The 23,288-nt window shown below is 62.5% G+C and carries 25 protein-coding genes and 1 pseudogene; 13 read left to right on the forward strand and 13 right to left on the reverse strand.

The features are described from left to right. The first annotated feature begins 176 nt into the window (after window positions 1–176). Window positions 177–821 carry a dihydrofolate reductase family protein gene (locus AC1DXM_RS10255; RefSeq protein WP_203280047.1) on the forward strand — a complete coding sequence of 215 codons (645 nt, stop codon included), beginning with the start codon at window positions 177–179 and terminating at the stop codon, window positions 819–821. A gap of 199 nt (window positions 822–1,020) precedes the next feature. Here the strand turns inward: AC1DXM_RS10255 and ppk2 are convergent, their stop codons facing one another. Continuing rightward, entirely contained in the window at window positions 1,021–1,941 is a 921-nt protein-coding gene (gene ppk2, locus AC1DXM_RS10260) for a polyphosphate kinase 2 (RefSeq protein WP_112567462.1), read from the reverse strand. Window positions 1,942–2,188: 247 nt separating this feature from the next. Between ppk2 and AC1DXM_RS10265 the strand changes: the two genes are divergently transcribed. After that, window positions 2,189–3,232: an aldo/keto reductase gene (locus AC1DXM_RS10265; protein WP_203280048.1), complete on the forward strand. Its 1,044-nt coding sequence runs from the start codon at window positions 2,189–2,191 to the stop codon at window positions 3,230–3,232. Window positions 3,233–3,250: 18 nt separating this feature from the next. On the opposite strand, the gene AC1DXM_RS10270 is transcribed toward AC1DXM_RS10265, so the two are convergent. Further along, on the reverse strand, window positions 3,251–4,222 hold the full coding sequence (locus AC1DXM_RS10270; RefSeq protein WP_203280049.1) for a glycosyl transferase family 90: 972 nt from the start codon (window positions 4,220–4,222) through the stop codon (window positions 3,251–3,253). Window positions 4,223–4,400: 178 nt separating this feature from the next. On the opposite strand from AC1DXM_RS10270, the gene AC1DXM_RS10275 reads away from it, so the two are divergent. Next, the gene (locus AC1DXM_RS10275) at window positions 4,401–4,559 is read left to right on the forward strand and encodes a hypothetical protein (protein WP_192253203.1); all 159 of its coding nucleotides are present in this window, start codon (window positions 4,401–4,403) and stop codon (window positions 4,557–4,559) included. A gap of 65 nt (window positions 4,560–4,624) precedes the next feature. Here the strand turns inward: AC1DXM_RS10275 and AC1DXM_RS10280 are convergent, their stop codons facing one another. Together AC1DXM_RS10280 and AC1DXM_RS10285 are read right to left on the reverse strand one after the other, a co-directional pair. Beyond that, complete coding sequence (locus tag AC1DXM_RS10280) at window positions 4,625–4,885, reverse strand: DUF982 domain-containing protein (RefSeq protein WP_112563470.1); 261 nt, start codon at window positions 4,883–4,885, stop codon at window positions 4,625–4,627. A gap of 82 nt (window positions 4,886–4,967) precedes the next feature. Further along, window positions 4,968–5,633, reverse strand: coding sequence for a GntR family transcriptional regulator (locus AC1DXM_RS10285; protein WP_477232922.1), 666 nt, complete (start codon window positions 5,631–5,633; stop codon window positions 4,968–4,970). A gap of 151 nt (window positions 5,634–5,784) precedes the next feature. Here AC1DXM_RS10285 and AC1DXM_RS10290 point away from each other — a divergent pair, with 151 nt between their 5' ends. After that, window positions 5,785–7,050 carry an MFS transporter gene (locus AC1DXM_RS10290; protein WP_477232923.1) on the forward strand — a complete coding sequence of 422 codons (1,266 nt, stop codon included), beginning with the start codon at window positions 5,785–5,787 and terminating at the stop codon, window positions 7,048–7,050. A 40-nt stretch (window positions 7,051–7,090) separates the two neighbouring features. Further along, the gene (locus AC1DXM_RS10295; protein WP_477232924.1) at window positions 7,091–7,465 is read left to right on the forward strand and encodes a DUF423 domain-containing protein; all 375 of its coding nucleotides are present in this window, start codon (window positions 7,091–7,093) and stop codon (window positions 7,463–7,465) included. Window positions 7,466–7,514: 49 nt separating this feature from the next. Here AC1DXM_RS10295 and AC1DXM_RS10300 read toward each other — a convergent pair whose 3' ends face one another. After that, window positions 7,515–7,658 carry a hypothetical protein gene (locus AC1DXM_RS10300; RefSeq protein ID WP_477232925.1) on the reverse strand — a complete coding sequence of 48 codons (144 nt, stop codon included), beginning with the start codon at window positions 7,656–7,658 and terminating at the stop codon, window positions 7,515–7,517. Window positions 7,659–7,721: 63 nt separating this feature from the next. After that, a complete protein-coding gene (locus AC1DXM_RS10305; protein ID WP_477232926.1) occupies window positions 7,722–7,865 on the reverse strand; it encodes a hypothetical protein in 144 nt (47 codons plus the stop codon). A 146-nt stretch (window positions 7,866–8,011) separates the two neighbouring features. Between AC1DXM_RS10305 and AC1DXM_RS10310 the strand changes: the two genes are divergently transcribed. Continuing rightward, the gene (locus AC1DXM_RS10310) at window positions 8,012–9,091 is read left to right on the forward strand and encodes a LacI family DNA-binding transcriptional regulator (RefSeq protein WP_477232927.1); all 1,080 of its coding nucleotides are present in this window, start codon (window positions 8,012–8,014) and stop codon (window positions 9,089–9,091) included. Between the two features lie 15 nt (window positions 9,092–9,106). Here the strand turns inward: AC1DXM_RS10310 and AC1DXM_RS10315 are convergent, their stop codons facing one another. Beyond that, window positions 9,107–10,294 carry an OpgC family protein gene (locus AC1DXM_RS10315; RefSeq protein ID WP_477232928.1) on the reverse strand — a complete coding sequence of 396 codons (1,188 nt, stop codon included), beginning with the start codon at window positions 10,292–10,294 and terminating at the stop codon, window positions 9,107–9,109. Window positions 10,295–10,512: 218 nt separating this feature from the next. On the opposite strand from AC1DXM_RS10315, the gene AC1DXM_RS10320 reads away from it, so the two are divergent. Together AC1DXM_RS10320 and AC1DXM_RS10325 are read left to right on the forward strand one after the other, a co-directional pair. Continuing rightward, on the forward strand, window positions 10,513–11,169 hold the full coding sequence (locus tag AC1DXM_RS10320) for an alpha/beta hydrolase (protein ID WP_477232929.1): 657 nt from the start codon (window positions 10,513–10,515) through the stop codon (window positions 11,167–11,169). A 200-nt stretch (window positions 11,170–11,369) separates the two neighbouring features. Continuing rightward, window positions 11,370–11,543 (forward strand): hypothetical protein, encoded by a 174-nt coding sequence (locus AC1DXM_RS10325; protein WP_477232930.1) that lies wholly within the window; start codon window positions 11,370–11,372, stop codon window positions 11,541–11,543. Between the two features lie 121 nt (window positions 11,544–11,664). On the opposite strand, the gene AC1DXM_RS10330 is transcribed toward AC1DXM_RS10325, so the two are convergent. Then, entirely contained in the window at window positions 11,665–12,669 is a 1,005-nt protein-coding gene (locus AC1DXM_RS10330) for an inorganic phosphate transporter (RefSeq protein ID WP_477232931.1), read from the reverse strand. A 3-nt stretch (window positions 12,670–12,672) separates the two neighbouring features. Further along, window positions 12,673–13,314, reverse strand: a complete 642-nt coding sequence (locus AC1DXM_RS10335; RefSeq protein ID WP_112397070.1) for a DUF47 domain-containing protein — start codon at window positions 13,312–13,314, stop codon at window positions 12,673–12,675. Window positions 13,315–13,418: 104 nt separating this feature from the next. Here AC1DXM_RS10335 and AC1DXM_RS10340 point away from each other — a divergent pair. After that, window positions 13,419–13,623: pseudogene (locus tag AC1DXM_RS10340) on the forward strand (hypothetical protein); the annotation flags it as partial. Between the two features lie 11 nt (window positions 13,624–13,634). On the opposite strand, the gene sthA reads toward AC1DXM_RS10340, so the two are convergent. After that, complete coding sequence (sthA, locus tag AC1DXM_RS10345; protein WP_477232932.1) at window positions 13,635–15,023, reverse strand: Si-specific NAD(P)(+) transhydrogenase; 1,389 nt, start codon at window positions 15,021–15,023, stop codon at window positions 13,635–13,637. 350 nt (window positions 15,024–15,373) lie between these two features. Between sthA and AC1DXM_RS10350 the strand changes: the two genes are divergently transcribed. The 3 genes from AC1DXM_RS10350 to AC1DXM_RS10360 all read left to right on the forward strand — a co-directional run bounded on the left by AC1DXM_RS10350 (window position 15,374) and on the right by AC1DXM_RS10360 (window position 17,776). Next, complete coding sequence (locus AC1DXM_RS10350) at window positions 15,374–15,844, forward strand: RDD family protein (protein WP_477232933.1); 471 nt, start codon at window positions 15,374–15,376, stop codon at window positions 15,842–15,844. Window positions 15,845–15,983: 139 nt separating this feature from the next. Further along, window positions 15,984–16,748, forward strand: coding sequence for an arginyltransferase (locus AC1DXM_RS10355; protein ID WP_192253163.1), 765 nt, complete (start codon window positions 15,984–15,986; stop codon window positions 16,746–16,748). A gap of 131 nt (window positions 16,749–16,879) precedes the next feature. Further along, window positions 16,880–17,776: a DMT family transporter gene (locus tag AC1DXM_RS10360; RefSeq protein ID WP_477232934.1), complete on the forward strand. Its 897-nt coding sequence runs from the start codon at window positions 16,880–16,882 to the stop codon at window positions 17,774–17,776. Here AC1DXM_RS10360 and AC1DXM_RS10365 read toward each other — a convergent pair. Together AC1DXM_RS10365 and parC are read right to left on the reverse strand one after the other, a co-directional pair. Next, on the reverse strand, window positions 17,764–18,978 hold the full coding sequence (locus tag AC1DXM_RS10365) for an AI-2E family transporter (protein WP_477232935.1): 1,215 nt from the start codon (window positions 18,976–18,978) through the stop codon (window positions 17,764–17,766). The two genes, AC1DXM_RS10360 and AC1DXM_RS10365, sit on opposite strands and share 13 nt — an antisense overlap. Before the next feature lie 199 nt (window positions 18,979–19,177). After that, window positions 19,178–21,430 (reverse strand): DNA topoisomerase IV subunit A, encoded by a 2,253-nt coding sequence (parC, locus tag AC1DXM_RS10370; protein WP_477232936.1) that lies wholly within the window; start codon window positions 21,428–21,430, stop codon window positions 19,178–19,180. A 403-nt stretch (window positions 21,431–21,833) separates the two neighbouring features. Between parC and AC1DXM_RS10375 the strand changes: the two genes are divergently transcribed. Beyond that, window positions 21,834–23,024, forward strand: coding sequence for a hypothetical protein (locus AC1DXM_RS10375; protein ID WP_477232937.1), 1,191 nt, complete (start codon window positions 21,834–21,836; stop codon window positions 23,022–23,024). Between the two features lie 65 nt (window positions 23,025–23,089). Here AC1DXM_RS10375 and AC1DXM_RS10380 read toward each other — a convergent pair. Next, window positions 23,090–23,288 (reverse strand): IS3 family transposase (locus tag AC1DXM_RS10380; protein ID WP_477232938.1); only part of this gene is annotated, 199 nt, incomplete at its 5' end.

Below are 23,288 nucleotides of genomic sequence, written 5' to 3' on the forward strand. Positions count from 1 at the left end.
CTTCATCTCGTGCGCTCCCGACTCAGGGCCTCCCGAAGGGTAACGCGGCGGCTTTTTCCGTCAACTATTAGAATATTCTAAATCTCTGTGATTTTAAAAAAACCACTTGCAATTCGCAATCGGTTTGCTACAAAACAACTACTTGCAAATTACAACCGGTTACCTCGGAGGCTTTCATGTCCAAACTGCGTGTCAATGCATTCACCCTGTCGCTCGACGGTTTCGGCGCCGGTCCTGACCAGACCCTGCAAAACCCGCTGGGCGTTGGTGGCGAGGAACTACACAAATGGATGACCGGCACCCGCACCTTCCACGAAATGGTCGGCAAGGATGGCGGCACCACCGATGTGGACGATCGGTTTACCGTCCGCAGCTTCGACAATGTCGGCGCCTGGATCCTCGGCCGCAACATGTTCGGGCCAATCCGCGGCGATTGGCCGGACGACAGCTGGAAGGGCTGGTGGGGCACCAATCCGCCCTACCATGTGCCGGTCTTCGTGCTGACGCATTACAAGCGCGATCCGATCGAAATGGAAGGCGGCACCACTTTCCACTTCGTCACCGGCGGCATCCATGAGGCACTCGACCAGGCGAAAGCCGCTGCCGGTGGCAAGGATGTCCGCGTCGGCGGCGGCGTCTCCACCATCCGGCAGTATCTCCAGGAGAAGCTCATCGACGAGTTGCATCTGGCGGTGTCGCCGGTGCTGCTGGGCAAGGGTGAGAATCTGTTTGCAGGCCTGGATATGCTCAAGCTCGGCTATCAATGCACCGAGCAGGTCGCGACGGCGCTTGCCACGCATGTGACGATCAAGCGGGGTTAGGTGAAGCCTTTGGTGCAGGCTCCTTTCTCCCCGTTCTACGGGGAGAAATGCCCGGCAGGGCAATGAGGGGCGGCGCTGCCGATAGATGATTACCCCGCCGATGATGCGAATTGACTGGGCTCTACTTTCGAGATTAGCGCTGCCCCTCATCCGCCCTTCGGGCACCTTCTCCCCGTGAACGGGGAGAAGGAAAAAGTGCTCAATACTTCTCCGGCACGTAAAGTTCCCGCGGCAGCACCTGCCGTTCGTACTCCGGATTGAACACCCGCTCGGGCAGCGTGATTTCTTCGTGCGGCACTTCCTCGTAAGGCATCTGCTTGAGCAGATGGTCGATGCAGTTCAGCCGCGCCCGCTTCTTGTCGTTGCCTTCGACGATGTACCACGGCGCCTCGGGAATGTTGGTGCGGGCAAACGTCTCTTCCTTGGCCTTGGTGTACTGCTCCCAGCGCACGCGCGACTGCAGATCCATCGGCGACAGTTTCCATTGCTTCATCGGATCGTGGATGCGCATCAGAAAGCGCATCTGTTGTTCTTCGTCGGTGATGGAGAACCAGTATTTGACCAGGGTGACGCCGGAGCGGACCAGCATGCGCTCGAACTCCGGCACGTCGCGGAAGAACTCCTCGACCTGATCCTGGTCGGCAAAGCCCATCACCCGCTCGACGCCGGAGCGATTGTACCAGGAGCGGTCGAACAGCACGATCTCACCGCCGGCCGGCAGATGCGGCACGTAGCGCTGGAAATACCATTGCGATTTCTCACGCTCGGTCGGCGCCGGCAGCGCCACAACACGAGCGATGCGCGGGTTGAGGCGCTGGGTGATGCGCTTGATGACGCCGCCCTTGCCGGCAGAATCGCGGCCCTCGAAAATCACCACCAGCTTTTTCTTGTGGTAGGCGACCCAGGACTGCAGCTTGATCAGTTCCGACTGCAGGCTGATCAGATCGCGAAAATACTGCATGCGATCGATCGATGGCGGATGCGCGTTCTTGTAGATCTTGGCGATCTCCAGCGACAGCGCCGGCTCTGACATTTCCAGCTCATAGTCTTCGTCGAGCGTGTCGGCGAGTTCGGCTTCAAGCCAATCCCTGGCCGGAGAATTCTGCTTTAACTCGGTCATTTCTGCTGCTCCGCTTGCCGGCTGTCATGAAACCCTGAGCCGACTTGATATAGGCCGGCAATGACGGTTTTATTGCAAACCGCCGGCCAGCCGATCATCGCCGCAAATCGGCGGGGCATGGTGGATCCATTGCCGTGGCATGGCGACAAACCGCTTAAATTGTCCTACAAATGGCTGACCCATTCGGGCGGCCCCCGCCCTTCTCGACCAAAACCGCCCCACCCCACCAAAATTGCGAGGATCTGACATGGAATACCGCACGCTTGGCCGTTCCGGCTTGAAAGTTTCGACGCTGACGCTGGGCACCATGACCTTCGGCGGCAGCGGACCGTTCGCCGCCGTCGGCAATTCCGATCTCGCGGAGGCCTCCCGCATCATCGACACCTGCATCGATGCCGGCATCAATCTCATCGACACCGCCAATGTCTATTCGAACGGCCTGTCGGAAGAGATCATCGGCGAGGCGCTCGGCGGCAAGCGCAAGAACGATGTGCTGATCGCCTCCAAGGCGCGCATGCGGATCGGCAAAGGTCCCAATGACGAAGGCCTGTCGCGCCATCATCTGATCCGCGAATGCGAGAAGAGCCTGAAGCGCCTCAGGACCGATGTCATCGACATCTATTTTCTGCACGAATGGGATGGCACGACGCCTCTCGAGGAGACCATGGCCGCGCTCGACACGCTGGTTGCCCAGGGCAAGATCCGCTATGTCGGCTGCTCCAATTACTCCGGCTGGCAGGTGATGAAGGCGCTAGGCATCAGCGACAGCCAGCACCAGCCGCGCTTCATCACCCAGCAGATCCATTACACGCTGGAAGCGCGGGAGGCTGAATACGAACTCTTGCCGATCTCGGTCGACCAGGGCCTTGGCGTGCTGGTGTGGAGCCCGCTTGCCGGCGGCCTCTTGTCGGGCAAATACCGCCGCGACAGCCCGACCGCGCGCCAGCTTGCTGGCTGGTCGGAACCGCCGATCCGCGATGAAGACCGGCTGTGGCGGATCGTCGATGTGCTGGTCGACATCGGAGCGGCACGCGGCGTCTCGGCGGCGCAGGTGGCGCTTGCCTGGCTGCTCGGCAGGCCGGCCGTCAGCTCGCTGGTGATCGGCGCGCGCAACGAGACCCAGCTTAAGGACAATCTTGCCGCCGCGGCGCTCGCCCTCACCGCTGAGGAACGCGACCGTCTCGATGCCGTCAGCCGGCCGCCGGTGCTCTACCCCTACTGGCACCAGCAGTTCACGGCGAAGGACCGGTTCGGCCCGGCCGATCTGGTTCTCGACCGCAGCGTCATCTGAAAGACTGTCGAAAGCCGGCTAGCCCGCGATAAACCGCCAGACCTCCGGATCGGGCTCGATCTGGCCGCTGAGCACGAAATATTTGTAGAGCACGAGCAGGCTGATCGCCTGCTCGGCCCGCTCGTCGGCGAATTTGCGGCAATAGGCGTTGGCCGCCGCGACGATGCGCTGGGCCTCGGCCGGATGCCGCTCGAGATGGTGCACCCGGTCCGCAAGATCGCTGAAATCGGGCGCCAGCGGCACATAATGGACATCGGGCTCCAGCTGCCCCTCGGCGAACCATGTCTCGTAAGTCGGCGGCGGCATGAGGCAGAGCGAATTCGAGCTCATGATCCATTTCAGATTGGTTGCGACATCATTGCCTTCGAGGGAAATGATGTAGCGGTAGCGCCGCTGCTGATCGATGGTGAGATAGGGTTTTCGATATTCCGCCGGCGCCGTTGCCCTTGGCGTGCCGACATCGCAGATAGGCAGGTCGCGGGCGGCCTCCAGCAGCAAGGTGCGGATCGGATTGTTGAGCTCGCCGCGCCAGACGACGAGCGGATGCTTGTCGGCGAAGGCAACATCGTCGGCCGGCATGTGGAAATGACGGAACTTGTTCAGCTTGAACAGGACGCCGTTGCCGTTGTCGCCGGCGATCGGCCGGTCCTTGACGATCGACGGCATCTTCGGCACCTCGACGACGTCGCCGAATTCCAGGTCGATGCGCAGACCCGGATCGAAATAGCGGGTGAACTCCTTCAGATCGTAATAGTACATGCTGCGGTCCGTCGGCAGCCGGCTGGCCGGCACGGCCTCGGGGCTTGGTGTAAAGGGCTCCCGCAGCGTGTTGTAATAATTGAGCCGCTCACGGACCGATGCATCGGAAAGCCTGGCCTGAGCGAGCAGACGGCCGAGCTGGCGCCGGAAAAGGGCCGGCGGCGCGATGTCGCGCATGGCGTTGCGCGCATAATAGACGAGCTTCTGTGCGTTTCTTTGAAGCGTGGCCATCGGTCGTTTTGATTCGAAGTCGGTCGGCGGCGGCTCCAGTAACTGTCCCGCAGCCTTTTCTAAACCATTGTGTTAGCCATCACGCAAGTCCCGAACCGCTGGCATCTGCCCTCCCCGCGCTGTTGTGTTTGCCGGCCAATGCTTCTAGGCAGGATCAGGCACAGCGAAAGGAAACGATATGGCGCGACCACCGAACTACGGTCAGGAACGCAAGGAGCGCGACCGGCAGAAGGCCGCCAAGAAGGCGGAGAAGCTGGCCGCCAAGGTTGCGGCCAAGGAGCGCTCCGAGCCTGAAAACGAGGCCGGTTCCGAAACCGAGACCGAGACGGCAAAATAGGCAAGACAGGATTGCACGATGTCCGGCCCGCTTCACGGGCCGGATTCCAGCGATACTGTTGTGAATCAGGCCGTCGCTTTGTCGCTGACGAAGACGTTGACTTCGCGCGCCGCGGCAATGAAGGCACGCCTTGCAATCATCGCCGGCTTGTCGCCGGCCAGCGCATCATGACAGGCCTGCAGCGCTTCGCGATGCTTGGGGCTGCGCTTGCCGGGCCAGCTGTTGAGCAGGTAATCGGAGGCCTCGCGGGCCGTGCGCAGGAGCTGGTTTTCTCCCCCCGCGGCTGCCTTGACGGTCACGGGTGTTTCAAATCGGTTGTTTTCCATGGCCGCTCCTTACGCCATCGGCGCTCATGAAGCGAGGCCGAAAGCGGATGGCGCCGGCGTTCTGTCACCTTCGTGACCGATATCAAGCGGCGACGACGGCAAATCCCCTGGCGCGCAGACCGCGCCGGTCATTGTGCAGCGACGTCACCAGGCGGTCGCGGCTGCCGACAATATGGGCCGAAAGCCGCGCTGCCGCCGCGTCGGCGTCGCCCGCCCGCACCGCCGCCAGGATGGCGTGATGCTCGCTCCAGGCGCGGCCGAGTGCTGCCTCGTCGCGCACCTCCAGCCAGCGCGCCCGCGACAGCCGCGTCATGGCATCGCGCACCGCCCGGAACAGGAACTCGTTGCCGGAGAGCCGTGCCAGTTCGATGTGGAAATCCATGCCGACGCGGTGCCATTCCTCGCGCGGCGTGGTGGTGTCGCAGGAGTCCAGCATCGCCTCGATGACATCGACGGCGTTCCTCTCCGCCAGCGCCGAAGTCAGCCTGACGGCCGCAACCTCGACCGCCTCGCGATAGACCGCGATCTGTTCCAGTTCGGCAAGGTTGATCGGCGATACCGTCCAGCCGCGCCCGTCGCGGCAGATCAAGCCTTCCGTCTCAAGCCGCAGTAGCGCTGCCCTGACCGGCGTGCGAGAGGCCCCGAAGCGGCTCTCGATCCAGCGTTCCGTCAACCTTTCGCCGGGACCGACCTCGAGGCCGAGGATCATCTCGCGAAGCGCTTTTTCGACGGTCTGCATCTGCGACATCTTTGGTTCCGGTGCTGGCGATCGGCCTCGCATTGAGGTCTGGCCGATCACGTTTGAGAGCGCTGCATTGACAGCGGCAAAGCTTGCGTTCAAGACGGATACCAACTTGGTATCCCAAAATGGTATCCGCAGCAAGCGGACAGGACATGACATGCCGCAGGACAGTGCAGCGCAAGCGACGCAAGCGCCCTCGACCTACAACGTGCACTGGCGGCGCAACCTGTTCGTGTGTTTTGCCGGATCGTTCAGCACGCTTGTGGCGATGACGCTGCTCTTGCCGTTCCTGCCGCTCTATGTCGAGCAGCTGGGCGCCGTGGGCCACGCAGCGATCGTGCAATGGTCGGGCATCGCTTTCGGCGCAACCTTCTTTGCCGCGGCCCTCGTCGCGCCGCTGTGGGGGCGGCTGGGCGACCGCTACGGCCGCAAGGTGATGCTGGTGCGCGCCAGTTTCGGCATGGCGATCTGCATGTCGCTGACCGGCATGGTGCAGACCGTCTGGCAGTTGGTGCTGCTGCGCCTGCTGATCGGTTTTGCCGGCGGCTATTCCTCGGGCTCGACCATACTGGTCGCCATGCAGACGCCGAAGGAACGCTCCGGTTGGGCGCTCGGCGTGCTGTCGGCCGGCATCACCGCAGGCTCGCTGGTCGGGCCGCTGCTCGGCGGCGCGCTGCCGCCGCTGATCGGCATCCGCGCCACCTTCCTGATCGCCGGCGGCGTCATTTTCCTGGCGGCGCTGGCGACGACCTTCCTGATCAAGGAGATGCCTCGCCCGACAGCACTGACCAAACCCAAGGAGAAGCCGAAGGGCGGCTGGGCGCAGATCCCTGACAAGCGGCCTGTCGTCGCCATGCTGGCGACCGGCATGCTGTTCACCTTCGCCAACATGTCGATCGAGCCGATCATCACTGTCTATGTTCAGCAACTGGTCGCGGATGCCAGTCGGGTGACGCTGATCTCGGGCGTCGTCATGTCGGCGGCCGCACTCGGCGCCATCCTGTCGGCGTCACGGCTGGGCAAGCTTGCCGACCGCATCGGCCACTGGAATGTCATCGTCGTATCGCTTGCCGTTTCGGCAATGCTGCTGGTACCGCAAGCCTTCGTCACCGAAAGCTGGCAACTGGTCGGCCTGCGGTTCCTGATGGGTCTGGTGTTGGGCGGGCTCTTGCCCTGCATCACCAGCGTCATCCGCCACAATGTTCCCGATGGCGTCGGCGGCAATGTGCTCGGCCTGGCGATCTCGGCGCAATATGTCGGCCAGGTCGCAGGCCCGCTGCTCGGCGGCTTCGTCGGTGGTCATTTCGGCATGCGCGCGGTGTTTCTCGGCACATCCGTGCTGATGGCCGGCGGCGCTGTCTACGACTGGCTGGTCCAGTCACGCCGCACGCGTGACATGCTGGCGGTCTCAGGCAAATCCTGACAGGTTGCGCCGCTTACCGCCAATCACAGGAGCCCGAGACATGAGCATCGCCGACCATCCGGCAGAAGGCAGCGCCCGCATCCTGGTCTTCGCCGGCGGCCTGTGCGGCGCAGCCGGCGTGGCGCTGTCGGCGGCATCGGCGCATCTGGGCGGTGCCTTTGTCGGCACCGCCGCATCCTTCCTGATCATGCATGCGCCGGTGTTTCTGGCCGCTGGCCTCGCCCGCGCAAACCGGATCCTGCGGATCGGCAGCCTGGTGCTCCTCATCGGGCTGGTGCTGTTCTGTGGCGATCTGCTGGCGCGCGATTTCGTGGGATCGCGGCTTTTCCCGATGTCGGCGCCGATCGGTGGCAGCTTGCTGATCGCCGGCTGGCTCGCGATCGCGGCCTCGGCCCTGGTGCGCCAGCGTTCTTGAATCGGCGGGGCAAGAGACCCTGCCCCGACCGATATTTTTCACACGAGGCTCAATCCTGCCGGCGTTCCGGCAGCAGGTCGCGCTTGCGCTTGGCAGACTTGGTCAACCGCTGCCGTTCCGGCCGCTCGGTAGCTGGCGAGATGCCCCAGTAGTTGCGATAGATGTCTTCGAACAGATGCTTCACGGGATGCATGGTTCGGTCTCCTCTTAGAGAATTGAATCGATCCAATCAGCCGGCACGAAAATGCCTTGCCGATCAGCTCCGCTTGCGTTCCACGAGGAAACGCAGGTCGCGCTTCCACGGGCCAGTCCGGCCACGGCGCTTGCGGGTGGCGGCATTCGAGGCGATGCCCCAGTCATTGCCGTAGATGTCTTCGAACAGATAATTCATGGGATGCATGGCACCCTCCTCTTGAACCGATCCAACCGCATCGCAGTAAATCGCCTTGGATCGATTCAAATATAGACCCACCTCCGCTTCCGATCAAGAGAAAATTTGAACCGATCCAACGAAAGTGATAGATAGGCCCGGTTCAGGAGACGAAGATGACGGTATTGACCTCCGGGAAGACGAGACCAGTGCGGCTGGCCGACATTGCCAAGGCAGCCGGCGTCTCGCACGGCACCGCGTCCAATGTCTTCGCCCGACCCGAGATCGTGCGCGAAGAGGTGCGCGAGCGGGTCAAGGCGGCAGCGGAGGCAATGGGCTATGCCGGCCCCGACCCCAAGGGCCGGCTGCTGCGCGCCGGCAAGGTCAATGCCATCGGTGTGGCGACGGCAGAGCCCCTCTCCTATTTCTTCAACGATCCTTTTGCCCGCGTGATGATGGCCAGCATCTCGCAAGCCTGCGACGCCACCGGCGCGGGGATTTCGCTGGTCTCCGCCGCCAACAACGAACAGCTCGCCTGGAACATCCAGAGCGCGCTGGTCGACGGTTTTATCGTGTTTTGCATCGAAGGCGGTTCACGGCTGGTCGAGCTGGCGCGCGAACGCAAACTGCCTTTCGTGGCGCTCGACCTCGATTCGGAGAATGAGGCGGTCGCGGCGATCGGCATCGACAACATCGCCGGCGCCAGCCTTGCCGCGCGCCATCTGGCCGAGCTCGGCCATCGCCGCTTTGCCGTTCTGGCCCTGGAATCCGCCGACGCCGGCTTTGGTCCGGTCACGCAAGAGCAGGTCGAGACGTCGTCCCTCTATTCCGGCACGCGCGACCGTCTGCGCGGCTATTTCGCCGAACTTTCCCGCTTCGGCATCGACGTCTCGCAAGTGCCTATCTACGAAACCCTGAATGACGAAGAGACCGTGCGGGCCGGTCTCGAGCATATTTTCGCGCTGCCGCAGCGGCCGACGGCAATCCTGGCCATGTCGGACAGGATGGCGCTGCATGCGCTCGACTGGCTGCGCCAGCACGACATCGCCGTGCCGGGCGACGTGTCCATTGTCGGCTTCGACGGCGTGCCGGAGGGCGCGGTATCCAAGCCGCCGCTGACCACCGTCGCCCAGCCGATTGCCGAGATGGGCCGGCTCGCCGTCAAGGCGATCCTGGAGAACGACGGCTCGCACCAACGGCAGTTGCTGCCGGTCGATCTTGTGGTGCGAGCTTCATCCGGCCCCTCGCCTGGCTAGATCAGCCCGGCTGGATTACCTGCTCAGCCTTGCCACCACGGGCGACATTCCGAAAGGTTGGCGAGCGGCCGGGGCTTCGGTGCGAACCGGCTTCTCGCCCGACCAGCCGATCCCGGACAGCCATTCGAGATAGAAGGCGAGCGCGAACTGCATGGCGATGCCGGCCGATATCAGCAGGGCGTCATAGGCAAAGCCGCCCGGGTTGATCAGCCTCATCACCTGCGCCACCATGGCGATCACCGTGCCGGCAAGGAACACCGGCAGCGAGCGCTTGCCGAACAGAGCGAGCGGATGGTCGCGACTGAGGCGGAACAGGTTCGAGAATGCCGGCAGGGCGACGATCAGATAGCTCACTGCCAGAATGTGCAGCAACCGCGGCAGCGACAGGAAGGTCTTGTCGAAGCCGCCGATCACTACTGGCAGGTCGAACCAGGTGATCTGGCCCCAGAGCGGGCTGTGAACCCAGACCAGCGCCGCCGCGACATAGGTCGCGGCGGCGCCCACCAGCCAGCGATTGACGGGAATCGTACCGCCGCGCCGGACATGCAGCATGCCGGCGAGACCGATGTTGAACAGGAACTGCCAGGACAGCGGGTTGAGGAACCAGAAGCCCGGCTCGGGATAGTTCGGCGGCGCGATCTGCCAGATGCCGGCGACGAGCCACAGGGCACCAGAAAAGACCAGTGTCGGCAGCGGCCTGTAGCTGATGAAGAGCAGGAAGACCGGCGCCATCAACAGCAGCGCCGCATAGACCGGCAGGATGTTGTTGTAGCCGAGCTGGTGGCCGAGCGTGACGATGCCGACCATCACCTCGGGCGTGTTCTTCATCAACGGTTCGATGTTGATCAGCTTCAGCAGCTCAGGCCGGTGGGCGAGGACCGCCGCCGCGCAGAACATCGCCATCACCACCATGGTGGTGACAATGTGGGCGGTGTAGAGGACGCCGGCGCGGCGCCACATCTTCAACGTCGCCAATAGCCGACCACCGGTCTGGAACTTGCTGCCATAGGCGAGCGCCACGGACATGCCGGAGATCAGCACGAAGGCTTCCGCCGCGTCCGAGAATCCGAAATTCTTGTAGGTCAGCGTTTCGAAGACGGTACCCGGCACATGGTCGATATAGATGGTCAACAGAGCGAGCGCGCGGAACACGTCAATGCGGGTGTCGCGTTCGGCGCGATCCGGCGGGAGTTGCGTAGTCATCGACAAAAGGCCTCAAAGCGAGAGCAAGGGTGCTCGTGTTGTTCATGCCGGGATGCGACTATCGGCGCACACCGCTTCGATTCCTCCCGCGGGAAGCATATCGGCGCAGAAACGGTCTGAAATGAGCCTGGTTCAATCACTTTTCGCGGAGTGTGAAAATATTCCGTTTTGAAGCCGGCAAACGAACAAAACAATCACGAAATCAAAGAGATATGAGCGTGCCTGAATATACCGAAAAGCATGACGTTCTGCACCAGGATCTGGCCTTCCGTTACCGGTTCCTCGAGCCGGCAAATGCAAGCGGCGAGTGCCTGTTTTTGCTGCACGGATCGGGCGTCGACGAAACGACAATGCTGCCGATTGCAAGGCAGATCGCACCCGACGCCACGCTGGTCGCGGTGCGGGGCCGCATCCCGCAGGAGGACGGCTTCCGCTGGTTCGAGCGGATCAACCCGACCCGCTTCGAGCAGGCAAGCATCCGCACCGAGACATCGACCTTCGCTGCGTTTGCAAGCGAGGCCGCAAGGCGGCACCGGCTCGATCTCGCTCGCGCGACTTTCCTCGGCTATTCCAACGGCGCCAATCTGGTGTCCAGCCTGATGCTGCTCAACCCCGGCCTCGTGCGCAAAGCGGCGTTGCTGAGAGCAATGCCGGTGCTTGACAATATTCCGTCAACCGACGTCCGCGGAACGCGGGTTCTGATTATTGCCGGCGCCGCCGACGAGACCTACGGGCCGTTCGCGCCGGCGCTGGTGACGCTGCTCACCAAACGCGGCGCCGAGGTCGACGCCCGGATCGTCGCCTCAGGTCATGACATCGGCGACCCTGACGCCGCGATCGTCAGGCAATGGCTTGCGGCGCCGATTGCTGCATAGCAAATCATCACTACCGGGTCGTGCCGGCAATCGTGGCCATCCCTCCGAAAGTGGCCCGGATTGAGAGAGCTATCGACGTTCGCGACCGCGCCGCGATCTAGGCTAAGTAAGCCGGGAGCCCACTGGCCGCAGCCCGCGTACAAAGCGCGGTGGACGAGCTTCTTTGGATCTATCTAGTGGAATGTGCTATGATTCTTGTCGTGGGCAAGAAGGCAAAGCAGAAAATCGAACCGCAGGCAGATCGCGAAATGGCGATCGAAGCCGCCTACTTTGCCCGCAAGTTCGGCCTCACCAAAGAGGAAGCGCTCAAAACCCTCCAAGAGGCCAGCGTCGTGAAACTGTTGCCTGGCAGAAATCTGGCCAAAACCCGATAAGGGCTGGCTTGGGCGACACGGTTTTTGGCCAGAAAATCAAACGAACTTCAGGGCTAGGCTTTGCGTCAGATCTGTATGGACGTTTCATCGCCCACAATCAGATTCTGGCACCCGCTCCGCGTCAGCCGCCAAGGCGCGTGACAAAATAGGTGAGTGCCGAAATTGCCGCCGTGGCCGGCAAGGTGATAATCCAGGCGATGACGATGTTGCCGGCAATGCCCCAGCGCACGGCCGAGACGCGGCGGGCAGCGCCGACGCCGATGATGGCCCCAGTGATCGTGTGGGTGGTCGACACGGGAACGCCGAGCCAAGTGGCCGCGAACAGAGTGATGGCGCCGCCGGTTTCGGCGCAGAAGCCCTGCATCGGGTTCAGTCGGGTGATTTTCGAGCCCATTGTGTGAACGATGCGCCAACCGCCGAGCAACGTGCCCAGAGCCAGCGCCGACTGACAGGTGAGGACGACCCATAGCGGCACGTAGAAATTGGCGCCGAGCATGCCTTGCGAATAGAGCAGTACGGCGATGATGCCCATGGTTTTCTGGGCGTCGTTGCCGCCGTGTCCGAGCGAATAAAGCGAGGCAGAAAAGAACTGCATGACGCGGAAGGTGCTGTCGACGGCAAACGGTGTCTGGCGCACGAACAGCCAGGAAACGACCAGGATCAGGACCAGCGCCAGAACAAAACCGGTCGCCGGCGACACGACGATTGCGGCGACCGTCTTGCCGAGCCCCGTCCAGACGATGGCGCTGACGCCGGCCTTCGCAATACCCGCGCCAACCAACCCACCGATCAGCGCATGCGAGCTGCTCGATGGGATGCCAGCAATCCAGGTGACGATGTTCCAGGCAATGGCACCGACAAGCGCCGAAAAGATCACCGCCGGCGTGACAATGGTGACGTCGACTATGCCTTTTCCCACGGTCTCGGCGACATGGAGGCCGAAGAACATGAAGGCGATGAAATTGAAGAAAGCCGCCCATAGCACCGCATATTGCGGCCTCAGCACGCGGGTGGAGACGATGGTGGCAATGGAGTTGGCTGCGTCATGCAGGCCATTGAGAAAATCGAAAAACAGCGCGACGGCGACAAGGCCGGCCAGCACGGGAAAGGCGATGGTGGCTTCCATTGCCTAAACGTTCTCGATGACGATGCCGCTGATCTCGTTGGCGACGTCCTCGAAGCGGTCGACCACTTTCTCCAGCTGGCCATAAATCTCGCTGCCGATCAGGTAGGCCATCGGATCGCTGCGGCCATGTCGCTTGAACAGGTCCTTCAACCCTTGCTCATGCAAATCGTCGGCGCGGCTTTCGACGCGCATGACTTCTTCTGCGATGGCGTTGAGGCGCACAGTGTGCGTCCCGACTTTGCTGAGCAGCGGGATCGCCTCGGCCACCAGCCTGGAAGCGGCAACGATGACGCCACCCATTTCCTGCATCAGCGGGTCGAATTCCTTCTTTTCGAACAGCTTTACCGTCTTGACGGTCTTGTGCATCATGTCGATGGCATCATCCATCGACTGAATAAGATCCTTGATGTCGCCGCGATCGAAGGGCGTGATGAAGGAGCGCCGCACCGCCAGCAGGACTTCGGCGGTGATGTGATCGGCCTCGTCCTCGAGATCGATGATTTTCTGGCACCAGCGCTCGATATCCTTGCCCTGGAGAAGCTGCTCCAGCGCCTCGGCGCCACCGACTACGGTACGGGAATGCCGTTCAAACAGATCGAAGAAGCGATCTTCGCGCGGCAGCAGCTTGCGGAACCAGCCCAGCATCTCGATCTCCCGTCGCGCCCGTCCACCCCATCAACTCACATAACGCCGCAGCGAGCCACTGAAAACAGTAAGCCGGCTGAAAGATGTGGATGCGGACTATCGCAGATGCGGCTAGACGGCTCGACGCGCTGACCAGCCCGAAGCTGCAGGAACTCGCCTGGTCCAAACATGGGTTCCGCGGACCGCTGGGGCACCGTCGCCGCCGGCGCCGACGCGATCGCCGGCGTGCGCCCAGCCGAAATCGAGGCGGTGCTGCCGATGCCTTCTGCCGACGTCATGCTGTCGCTGCTCGCCCAGATGGAAGGCTGAGCTGAGGCGCGTTACCCCTGCCCCATCCGGTTCCAGGCATCGAGCCCGGCGATCTTGTAGGCTTCGGCCAGCGTTGGGTAGTTGAAGGTGTTGTTGACGAAGAAGTCGACGGTGCCGCCGAGATTGATCACCGCCTGGCCGATATGGATCAGTTCGGTGGCGCCCTCGCCGACAATGTGGGCGCCGAGCAGGCGGCGGGTTTCGACCGAGAACAGCAGCTTCAGGAAGCCGGTGTTGACGCCCATAATGTGGCCGCGCGAGGTTTCGCGGAAGCGCGCCACGCCGACCTCATAGGCGGCGCCGCTCTCGCGCACCTGTTCCTCCGACTGGCCGACGGTGGAGATTTCCGGAACGGCGTAGATGCCATAGGGAAAGGTTTCCGGCGGCGGCGGCAAATGCACGCCGAAGGCGTGACAGGCGGCCACCCTGCCCTGCTCCATCGAAGTCGAGGCAAGGCTCGGAAAGCCGATGACGTCGCCGGTGGCATAGATGTTGGGCACGGCGGTCTGGAACGTCTGCGGATCGACCTTGATGCGGCCCCTGGAGTCGGCATCGATGCCGACCACATCAAGGCCGAGGCTGCCGAGATTGCCGCTGCGCCCGGCAGCATAAAGCACGACCTCAGAACGGATGGTGCGGCCATCGGCGAGCGTCACTTCGGCATAGTCGGGTTTTGAGACGATTTCCTTGACCGTGCTGCCGAGCCGAATGGTCATGCCGCGGTCGCGCATCTGGTGGATGAAGTCGTCGACGATCTCGCGGTCGACGAAGTCGAGGATGGTGTTGCGCGGCTCGACCAGCGTTACCGGCACGTCGAGGGCCGAAAAGATGGTGGCATATTCGACGCCGATGACGCCGGCGCCGATGACCGTCAGCGTGCGCGGCAAACGGTCGAGTTCCAGCATCTCGTCGCTATCGAAGACGCGGACCTTGTCGAAGGGTACGTCGCGCGGCCGGTGCGGCCTGGTGCCGACCGCAATCAGCGCATTGGCGAAGCCGACCTCCGAGTAGTCCCCATTGTCGGCGGTCAGGCTGATCTTGTTTGGACCGAGAAATTTCGCCGTGGCGCGTGCGCTCTTGACCGCATTGCGCATGAACTGGTGCTGCAGCACCTCGACCTCGTGGTCGAGCGTCTTGTGCAGGCGATCGACCAGATCGCCGATCGAAATATCCTGCTTGACCCGGTAGCCGCGGCCGTAAAAGCCGCGCTCGCGCCAGCCGGAGAGGTTGAGCACCGTCTCGCGCAGCGTCTTGGACGGGATGGTGCCGGTGTGCACCGAGACGCCGCCGAGGCGCCGGCCCCTGTCGACCACCAGCACCGATTTGCCGAGCTTGGCCGATTGCACCGCGGCGCGGCGGCCGGAAGGGCCGCTGCCGATGACCAGCATGTCGTAGTCCATATTTCCCCGTCCCCTCGGCGTCTTGTTGCGCCGCAGCAAGCTAAACTGGGAAGAGTGTCATGTTCAACTGCCCAGACCGCAAACTCGTGCGGTTCGGCGCAACTGTGATGAATCTACCGGCGTAATGTGAGAACTGCTCGAGAAAGCTTAACCCGACGGCAACGCTTGCGTGCAATGGTCCCTCTCGACGGATCGCCGGGGTGGACAGGGTCCGCTACCGCCTTTTCCGCAGCATCTTCTAGGAACGGTCAGCTGAACGCCGCAGTGTCCGTTTCTTGAATTCGCTGTCGCCCTCACCATTTGAAAGGGCGACAGACATTCCCATTGGAATGCCATGGCGAGGACATGACATGAACGCGCGCGTACTTGACGGCGAAATCATCACCAGCAGGCTCGACGACGTCAGGGCTTATGACGGTGTGCGCACGCGGCGCATCTTCGCCTTCATCATCGACTATTGCATCGTCGCGCTGCTCACCATTCCGTTCGCGATCCTGGTGGCCGTGCTTGGCCTTTTGACCTTCGGTCTTGGCTGGGCGCTGTATTCCATCCTCGTGCCGGCGGTCGCCATTCTCTACATCTGGAACACGCTGGGCGGTCGCAACCAGGCCACTTCAGGCATGAGGATGATGGGCATTCGGCTCGATCGTCTCGACGGCAGCCGGATCGACGGGCTCACCGCTGTTGTCCATTCGGTGCTGTTTTGGGCGAGCACTGTCATCCTGACGCCGCTCATCCTCCTGGTGACGCTGTTTTCCGATCGCAAGCGCACGCTGCACGACCTGCTGCTTGGCACTGTTGTCAGCCGCAGCGACCGTTGAACCGGCGTTCAAACGACCCCAACAAGCATTTGTGCGCAAATTTGAAGGCGTTCGTTCAACCGTGCCTTCACAATCCTGTTGAATTTTTCCCCAGTCGAGCCAAAGGTAGAGCGATTCGCAGGAGTGTTCCCAAGGTTCGATGACGCAGCATCCGACCCAGTCACCGCAGTTCTTTTTGACCGCGCCATCGCCGTGCCCTTATCTTGAGGGCCAGTTCGAACGCAAGGTGTTTACGCATCTTGTCGGCGACAAGGCGCCGGAGATGAATGACCTGCTGACGCAAGGCGGCTTCCGGCGCTCGCAGAACATCGCCTACCGGCCGGCCTGCGAGACCTGCCGCGCCTGCGTCTCGGTGCGCATCCTGGCGCAGGAATTCACCGCCAGCCGCAACATGAAGCGGGTGATCCAGCGTAATTCCGATCTCATCGGCGCCATGCACGACGCGCAGCCGTCAACCGAGCAATATTCGCTCTTCCGCGGCTATCTCGACGCCCGCCACCGTCGCGGCGGCATGTCCGACATGACGGTGCTCGACTACGCCATGATGGTCGAGGACACCCATGTCGACACCAAGGTCATCGAGTACCGGCGCCGCGGCCCCGACACTTTCATCACCGGCAAGGGCCAGGGCGAGCTGATCGCCGTGGCGCTGACCGACAAGATGGCCGACGGCCTGTCGATGGTCTATTCCTACTTTAATCCTGAGTTCGAGGACCGTTCGCTTGGGACCTTCATGATCCTCGACCATATCGCCCGCGCCAGAGCCATGGGCCTGCCCCATGTCTATCTCGGCTACTGGGTCAACGGCTCACGCAAGATGAACTATAAGATGCGCTTCATGCCGCAGGAGCATCTCGGCCCGAAGGGCTGGGAACGCTACGACCACGAAGCGGTCACGCGCTGATCTTTCTTCTTTCCCAAATCCGGGCCTGAACATTTTCAACGGGGACGATGCCGGTCTTTCCGCTGTTGGCGGAGAGTGCGCGATTGCGCCGGCCGGTCATCCTGCCTCTCGTCCATTGCGAAAGTCATTGCATGTCATCTCACAACGCTCACACCAAAGGACTTCTGCTCACCGCTCTTGGCGGGCTGATGCTGACCGTCGACATCCCGCTGATCCGGCTCGCTCATGGCGAAGCGTGGACGATCCTTTTGCTGCGCACCGGCTGCACCTTCGTGGCGGCGCTGATCGTATGGGCCGTCTGGCGCTCGTTCAGCAAGAATGCGCCGCAGCTCATACCCGGCTGGTCGGGGCTGATCGTCGCCGTGATCTACGGGCTCGGCGCGGTCGCCTTCATCACCGGCGTCTACAACACCTCGACCGCCAATCTGGTTTTCATCCTGGCCTTCTCCACCATGTTTTCGGCGCTGCTGTCATGGCTCTTTTTGAACGAGCGGCCGCGGCCGCTGACGCTTGCGGCAATGGCGCTGATGATCGTCGGCATCGTCATCATCGTCGGCGATTCCATCGGCACCGGACACCTGTTCGGCGACGTGATGGCGTTGTGTTCGGCCTTCGCGATTGCCTGCGCCATCACCATCTCGCGCGCCAGCGGCAAGGATATGGGTTTCACCGCATTGACCGGTGTCCTCCTGCCTTTTGGGTTGGCGGTGTTCATGGTCTCCAGGACCGGTTTTCAAGTGGAGGCGCCATCGTGGATCATCCTCAACGGCGCTGTCGTCATGCCGTTCGCCTTCTTCTGCCTCGCTAACGGGCCGAAATACATTTCAGGCCCGGAAGTGGCGATGTTCTATCTCCTGGAAACGGTGCTGGCGCCGGTCTGGGTGTGGATGATCTTTGCCGAGACGCCGTCGCGCAACAGCCTGATCGGCGGCGCCATCCTCATCGTCACGCTGGTCGCGCATTCGCTGTGGCAGTTGCATGAGGGGCGCAAGCGTCGGGCAGCGCTCGCGGTTGCCTACCCGGTCTGACTTTTCTTCGCCGGGCCGGCGACAATCTCGATCTGTGGCGGTCCGCCTTCGAGCTCTGCCACGGCCTCGGGAACGGCATCCTCGGCCAGTTCCACTTCGCGCAGCCATTCGCGCCAGATCGCCACAAGCAGCGCCATTAGCACCGGGCCGATGAACAGGCCGAGGAAGCCCATCGTCTTGACGCCGCCGATCAGGCCGAAAAAGGTCGGCAGGAAAGGCAATTTGATCGGCCCGCCAACCAGTTTCGGGCGCAAGGTCTTGTCGACGATGAAGAGTTCCACCGCGCCCCAGAGGAACAGCGCCAGCCCCGCCATCGGCGAGCCGCTGGCGGCGAGGTAGATCGACACCAGGGTAAAGGACAGCGGCGCGCCGCCGGGGATCAACGCCATCACGCCAGTCAATGCGCCGAGCGTCACCGGCGACGGCACGCCGGCCAGCCAGTAGGCGACGCCCAGCACCAGCCCCTCGCCGATGGCGATCACGGTCATGCCGGTGACGGTGGATGAGATGGTTGCCGGCACGACTCGCGAAATCCGCTCCCAGCGCGTCGGCAGGATGCGTTCGCCGAGACGGTCGATCTGGGCCGCGAACTGCTCGCCGTCGCGGTAGGCGAAGAACAGGGCGATCATCATAAACAGCAGCGTCAAAAGCAGGCCGAAGGCGCTGCCACCAGCCGCCAGCACGCCGCGATAGATGCTGCCTATATTGGCGCCGCTGACCAGCTGGATGAGCTCGCCGATGCCGCCGGGGTGGCCGAAATTGTCGACCCACTGTTCGTTCAGCCACTCGCCGATCACCGGCAGCGTCGTGATCCAGTGCGGTGTGACGGCGCCATGCCGGTTGGTCTCGATCGCCCAGCCGACCCATTCGCGGACCTCGTTGATGGCGTAGGTGCCGGCGAGCGCGATCGGCACCACCAGGAAGGTGAGGATGAACAGGATGGCAAAGGTCGCGGCAATCGTGCGGTTGCCACCGACGCCGGCAAGCAGCCGGCGATAGAGCGGCCAGCTGGCGAAGGCGATGACAAGCGCTGCCAGCACCGGAAACAGGAAGCCGTGGAAGAAATAGACGCCGGCGGCGACGATCAGCACCAGCAGCCAGCGCGCCGCCGACAGTGGCGGAATGACGGCGGCTCTCAGCGGCGTCGACAGGCCGAACAGGCGCTGCTGACGCTCCGGCTTCTGGATCTTCGCTTCCTTCAAACGCCCATCTCTCCCCGGCCTACCCAGCGTTTATGCACTGTTATAGTGCCGCAATCGTGACGATAGTCCAAATGGTTGGGTAGCGCCGAGACGGATGAGGGGTGCTCCAGCGGAGTGAGATGCTGGCGTTCCCTGGAACACCCCTCATCCGTCGCCTTCGGCGACACCTTCTCCCACAAGGGGAGAAGGGAAAGCCGCACTACCCAAACTTCCCCGTCCGCGGGAATCCCTTCGGCACCATCCGTCCGGCCGATGCCCTGGCGCCGATCCACTCCGCCAACTCCTCGCGCGACCGGGTAAACGTACGGTCGGCCGAATCCTGCCATGACAGGCCGCTCGCCAGCGTGAAGGGTTTCAGGTCGAGCAGGCCGCCATCCTTGTATTTCTGCAGGCGAACGCCCTTGCCGCGGCCCATTTCGGGGATTTCGGACAGCGCGAAGACCAGCATCTTGCGGTTCTCGCCGACAATGGCGAGGTGATCGCCTGAAAGCGGGACACAGGCCTTGGCCTCGTCGGGCGCCTTGACGTTCATCACCTGCTTGCCCTTGCGGGTGTTGGCGACGACCTCTTCCTCCGGCACGATGAAGCCGTTGGCATCATAGGAGGCGAGCAGCAGCTTGCGCTTGGGGTCGTGGACGAAGGCGGTGACGATGTCCTGGTCGTTGTCCATGTCGACGATGATGCGGATCGGTTCGCCATGGCCGCGGCCGCCGGGCAACCGATCGGCCCCGATGGTGTAGAATTTGCCGCCGGTGGTGAAGACCAGGATCTTGTCGGTGGTCTGGGCATGGAAGGCGAGCTTGAGGCTGTCGCCTTCCTTGAAGGTCAAGGTCGAATGATCGGCCAGATGGCCTTTCATGGCCCGCAGCCAGCCCTTTTCCGAGACCACCACGGTGACCGGCTCGCGCTCGATCATGGCATGGGCAATGTCAGTCAGATCGTGTTCCGGCGCGTCGGCGAACTGGGTGCGGCGCTTGCCGAGTTCGGTCTCGGGGCCGAACTTGTCGCGGATACTGGCGACTTCCCACTTGATCGTCGACCATTGCTTGGCATTCGACGCCAGCAGCGCCTCGATCTGCTTCTTCTCGGTGGTGAGGCCGTCGAACTCCTTGCGGATCTCGAACTCTTCCAGCTTGCGCAGAGCCCGCAGCCGCATGTTGAGGATGGCTTCCGCCTGGGTGTCGGTGAGCGACCAGCGGGCCATCATCACCTGCTTGGGCTCGTCCTCCTCACGGATGATCTTGATCACCTCGTCGATGTTGAGGTAGGCGATCAGGTAGCCGGCCAGGATCTCGAGGCGCCTTTCGATCTCGCCGAGGCGATGCTTCGAGCGGCGGATCAGCACATCGCGCCGGTGCTCCAGCCACTCCTGCAGCACGCCTTTCAGCGACAGCACGTTGGGCACCTTGCCGCGCGACAGCACGTTCATGTTGAGCGGGAAGCGGCTTTCGAGCTCGGTCAGTTTGAACAGCGATTCCATCAGGATGCCGGGATCGACCGAACGGCTCTTCGGCACCAGCACGACGCGGATGTCCTCGGCGCTTTCGTCCCTGATATCTTCGAGCAACGGCAATTTGCGCGCGATCAGAAGCTCGGCGATCTTCTCGATCAACCGCGCCTTCTGCACGCCATAGGGGATTTCGGTGACGACGATGCTCCAGGTGCCCCTGCCCTGGTCTTCCTGGCCCCATTTGGCCCGGACGCGGAAACCGCCGCGGCCCGTCTCGTAGGCTTCGAGGATCGAGGCGCGGCTGTCGACGATGATGCCTCCGGTCGGGAAATCCGGACCCTGGACGAAGTCCATCAGCTTCGCCACCGGCGCGCTCGGATCCTCGATCAGGTGCAGGGCCGCATCGCAAAGCTCGGCGGCATTGTGCGGCGGGATCGAGGTGGCCATGCCGACCGCAATGCCGGACGAGCCATTGGCGAGCAGGTTCGGGAAGGCGCCGGGCAGCACGACCGGCTCCTCGTCCTCCTCATTGTAGGTCGGCCGATAGTCGACCGCGTCCTCGGTGATGCCGGAAAGCAGTTCCGTCGCCACGTCGGTCATGCGCGCTTCGGTGTAGCGCATGGCAGCGGCGTTATCGCCGTCGATATTGCCGAAATTGCCCTGCCCGTCGACCAGCGGATAGCGCATGGAAAAGTCCTGCGCCAGGCGAACCAGCGCATCGTAGATCGACTGGTCGCCATGCGGGTGGAACTTGCCCATCACCTCGCCGACGATGCGGGCGCATTTGGCAAAGCCCTGGTCGGGGTTGAGCCTGAGCAGCCGCATGGCGTGCATGATGCGGCGATGCACGGGCTTCAGCCCATCGCGCACATCCGGCAGCGCCCGGTGCATGATGGTCGACAGCGCATAGGCGAGATAACGCTCTTCCAGCGCCTTCTTCAGATCGACCGGTTCGATATGGTCACCGCCGCCATCTTCAGGCGGCAAAAGCCTTTTTCCCATGCGGGTGGACTAGCCGAGCGGGTGATTCGCGGCAAGGCGGAGCTGCGGAAATCCGCAATTTGCGGCCTCCGGGCTGTGAAAGGCGGCTCAGTATCCGACGACGGATGTGACGGACTTCATGTTCCACGTGCCGTTCCCTGTGCAACAGCACCGGCAGCAGTGCTGTTGCCAACCAACATCAATCTGTTACACGCCCTCTCTAAGGCAGGAGACGGTATTCAGGGGAGCCCGACCTTCATGACATATTCACCGCATTGAGCGAAGGCTCCCGCTCCGGTTTGCCTTTCGCCGTGATTTTCGACAAATCTGCGGGAAAGCGCCTTTTTCCCGTCCAGTTCGTCACGGAATGGTGATGGCGCAGAACTCAAGAAAACATTTTCAGGACTCTCTCAGGGAACTCGCGATGACAATCCAACGCTCGACACTCAAGAAACTCGCTTTTTCGACCTTCTTGCTGACTCTGCCGCTCAATGCCGCCTTTGCGCAGGACGCGGCGGTTGCCGACCGGCTGAAGGCCGCACTTGCCGTCCAGGGCGTCGATATCACCTGGACCGGGGTTACCGGCGACAATTCCAGCATGGTGCTGCAGGGCGTGTCGGTCAAACCGGCGGCCGAAAAGGAAGCGCTGCCGATCGGCGACGTCAAGCTTGAAGGCGTGACCGAGGCCAATGGCGGATTCGATATCGCGACCATCTCGACGTCCGCGTTCGAGCACAGCAAGGACGGCGTCACGCTCAACCTCACCCCCTTCGTCATTCATGACGCCAACATCCCGGCCGAGGGCGCTACGGGCCCGCTCGGCTCGATGATGATCTACAAGTCGGCCGAACTCGAAAACCTGACGGTCAAGGTTGCCGACAAGACCGCCTTCTCGGTGGATGGCGTTGCTGTCCAGATCACGCCCCCGGCCGACGGCAAGGCGATGGAATTTTCCGCCACCACGGAAAAGTTCAACGCCGACCTGACCCTGGTTGACGATGCGAAGTCCAAGGAAGCAATCAACGCCTTGGGCTACCAGAACATATCGGGCAACATCGAAATCGGCGGCACCTGGCAGCCGAGCGACGGCAAGATGGACCTGTCGAAATACGACATCTCGGTCGAGAATGCCGGCACGCTCGGCATGACCTTCGGCCTCGGCGGCTACACGGTCGACTTCGTCAAGTCGATGCAGGAGATGCAGAAGAAGATGGCGGCGCAGCCCGAAGGGGCCGACAACTCGGCGCAAGGCATGGCGTTGCTCGGCCTGTTGCAGCAGCTTTCCTTCAACGGCGCCTCGGTCCGCTTCGACGACGATTCGCTGACCGGCAAGGTGCTTGAGTATGTCGGCAAGCAGCAGGGCATGTCGGGCAAGGACATCGCCAACCAGGCCAAGGCGATCGTGCCGTTCGGCATGGCACAGCTCAACAATCCCGAATTGACCGCCGAGGTGACGGCCGCTGTGAGCAAATACCTCGACGACCCGAAGAGCCTGGAGATTTCGGCCGAGCCGCCGGCAGCGGTGCCGTTCGCGCTGATCATGGCGGGGGCGATGTCCAACCCGCTCGACCTGCCGAAGACGCTCGGCGTCCACGTGAAGGCCAACGAAGACTGATCGAGCGAAACGCTCAAAAGCGAAAAGCCCGGCAGCGATGAACTGACCCCATAAAGTTGGACGGTTCATTGGGCTGGTAGATTTAAGGGCTGGTTCCTGTATTGCACAGGAGCCAGCCCTTTCAGTTTCAGTTTGATGCGGCGGTGGTTGTAATAGTCGATGTAGTGCTTGATGGCCGTGTCGAGGCTTTGGACGGTGTCGAAGCGTTCTGGATGGAAGAGTTCGGACTTGAGTGTGGCGAAGAAGCTCTCCATTGGTGCGTTG

The sequence above is a fragment of the Mesorhizobium sp. P3_A2 genome (assembly GCF_056403115.1).

Coding starts and splice junctions, on each gene's coding strand:
- AC1DXM_RS10355 (WP_192253163.1), top strand. CDS start 15,984: ATGACGCAGCATCCGACCCAGTCACCGCAGTTCTTTTTGACCGCGCCA.
- AC1DXM_RS10255 (WP_203280047.1), top strand. CDS start 177: ATGTCCAAACTGCGTGTCAATGCATTCACCCTGTCGCTCGACGGTTTC.
- parC (WP_477232936.1), bottom strand. CDS start 21,430: ATGGGAAAAAGGCTTTTGCCGCCTGAAGATGGCGGCGGTGACCATATC.
- sthA (WP_477232932.1), bottom strand. CDS start 15,023: ATGGACTACGACATGCTGGTCATCGGCAGCGGCCCTTCCGGCCGCCGC.
- AC1DXM_RS10375 (WP_477232937.1), top strand. CDS start 21,834: ATGACAATCCAACGCTCGACACTCAAGAAACTCGCTTTTTCGACCTTC.
- ppk2 (WP_112567462.1), bottom strand. CDS start 1,941: ATGACCGAGTTAAAGCAGAATTCTCCGGCCAGGGATTGGCTTGAAGCC.
- AC1DXM_RS10285 (WP_477232922.1), bottom strand. CDS start 5,633: ATGTCGCAGATGCAGACCGTCGAAAAAGCGCTTCGCGAGATGATCCTC.
- AC1DXM_RS10295 (WP_477232924.1), top strand. CDS start 7,091: ATGAGCATCGCCGACCATCCGGCAGAAGGCAGCGCCCGCATCCTGGTC.
- AC1DXM_RS10335 (WP_112397070.1), bottom strand. CDS start 13,314: ATGCTGGGCTGGTTCCGCAAGCTGCTGCCGCGCGAAGATCGCTTCTTC.
- AC1DXM_RS10270 (WP_203280049.1), bottom strand. CDS start 4,222: ATGGCCACGCTTCAAAGAAACGCACAGAAGCTCGTCTATTATGCGCGC.
- AC1DXM_RS10300 (WP_477232925.1), bottom strand. CDS start 7,658: ATGCATCCCGTGAAGCATCTGTTCGAAGACATCTATCGCAACTACTGG.
- AC1DXM_RS10280 (WP_112563470.1), bottom strand. CDS start 4,885: ATGGAAAACAACCGATTTGAAACACCCGTGACCGTCAAGGCAGCCGCG.
- AC1DXM_RS10290 (WP_477232923.1), top strand. CDS start 5,785: ATGCCGCAGGACAGTGCAGCGCAAGCGACGCAAGCGCCCTCGACCTAC.
- AC1DXM_RS10275 (WP_192253203.1), top strand. CDS start 4,401: ATGGCGCGACCACCGAACTACGGTCAGGAACGCAAGGAGCGCGACCGG.
- AC1DXM_RS10305 (WP_477232926.1), bottom strand. CDS start 7,865: ATGCATCCCATGAATTATCTGTTCGAAGACATCTACGGCAATGACTGG.
- AC1DXM_RS10310 (WP_477232927.1), top strand. CDS start 8,012: ATGACGGTATTGACCTCCGGGAAGACGAGACCAGTGCGGCTGGCCGAC.
- AC1DXM_RS10315 (WP_477232928.1), bottom strand. CDS start 10,294: ATGACTACGCAACTCCCGCCGGATCGCGCCGAACGCGACACCCGCATT.
- AC1DXM_RS10350 (WP_477232933.1), top strand. CDS start 15,374: ATGAACGCGCGCGTACTTGACGGCGAAATCATCACCAGCAGGCTCGAC.
- AC1DXM_RS10265 (WP_203280048.1), top strand. CDS start 2,189: ATGGAATACCGCACGCTTGGCCGTTCCGGCTTGAAAGTTTCGACGCTG.
- AC1DXM_RS10360 (WP_477232934.1), top strand. CDS start 16,880: ATGTCATCTCACAACGCTCACACCAAAGGACTTCTGCTCACCGCTCTT.
- AC1DXM_RS10330 (WP_477232931.1), bottom strand. CDS start 12,669: ATGGAAGCCACCATCGCCTTTCCCGTGCTGGCCGGCCTTGTCGCCGTC.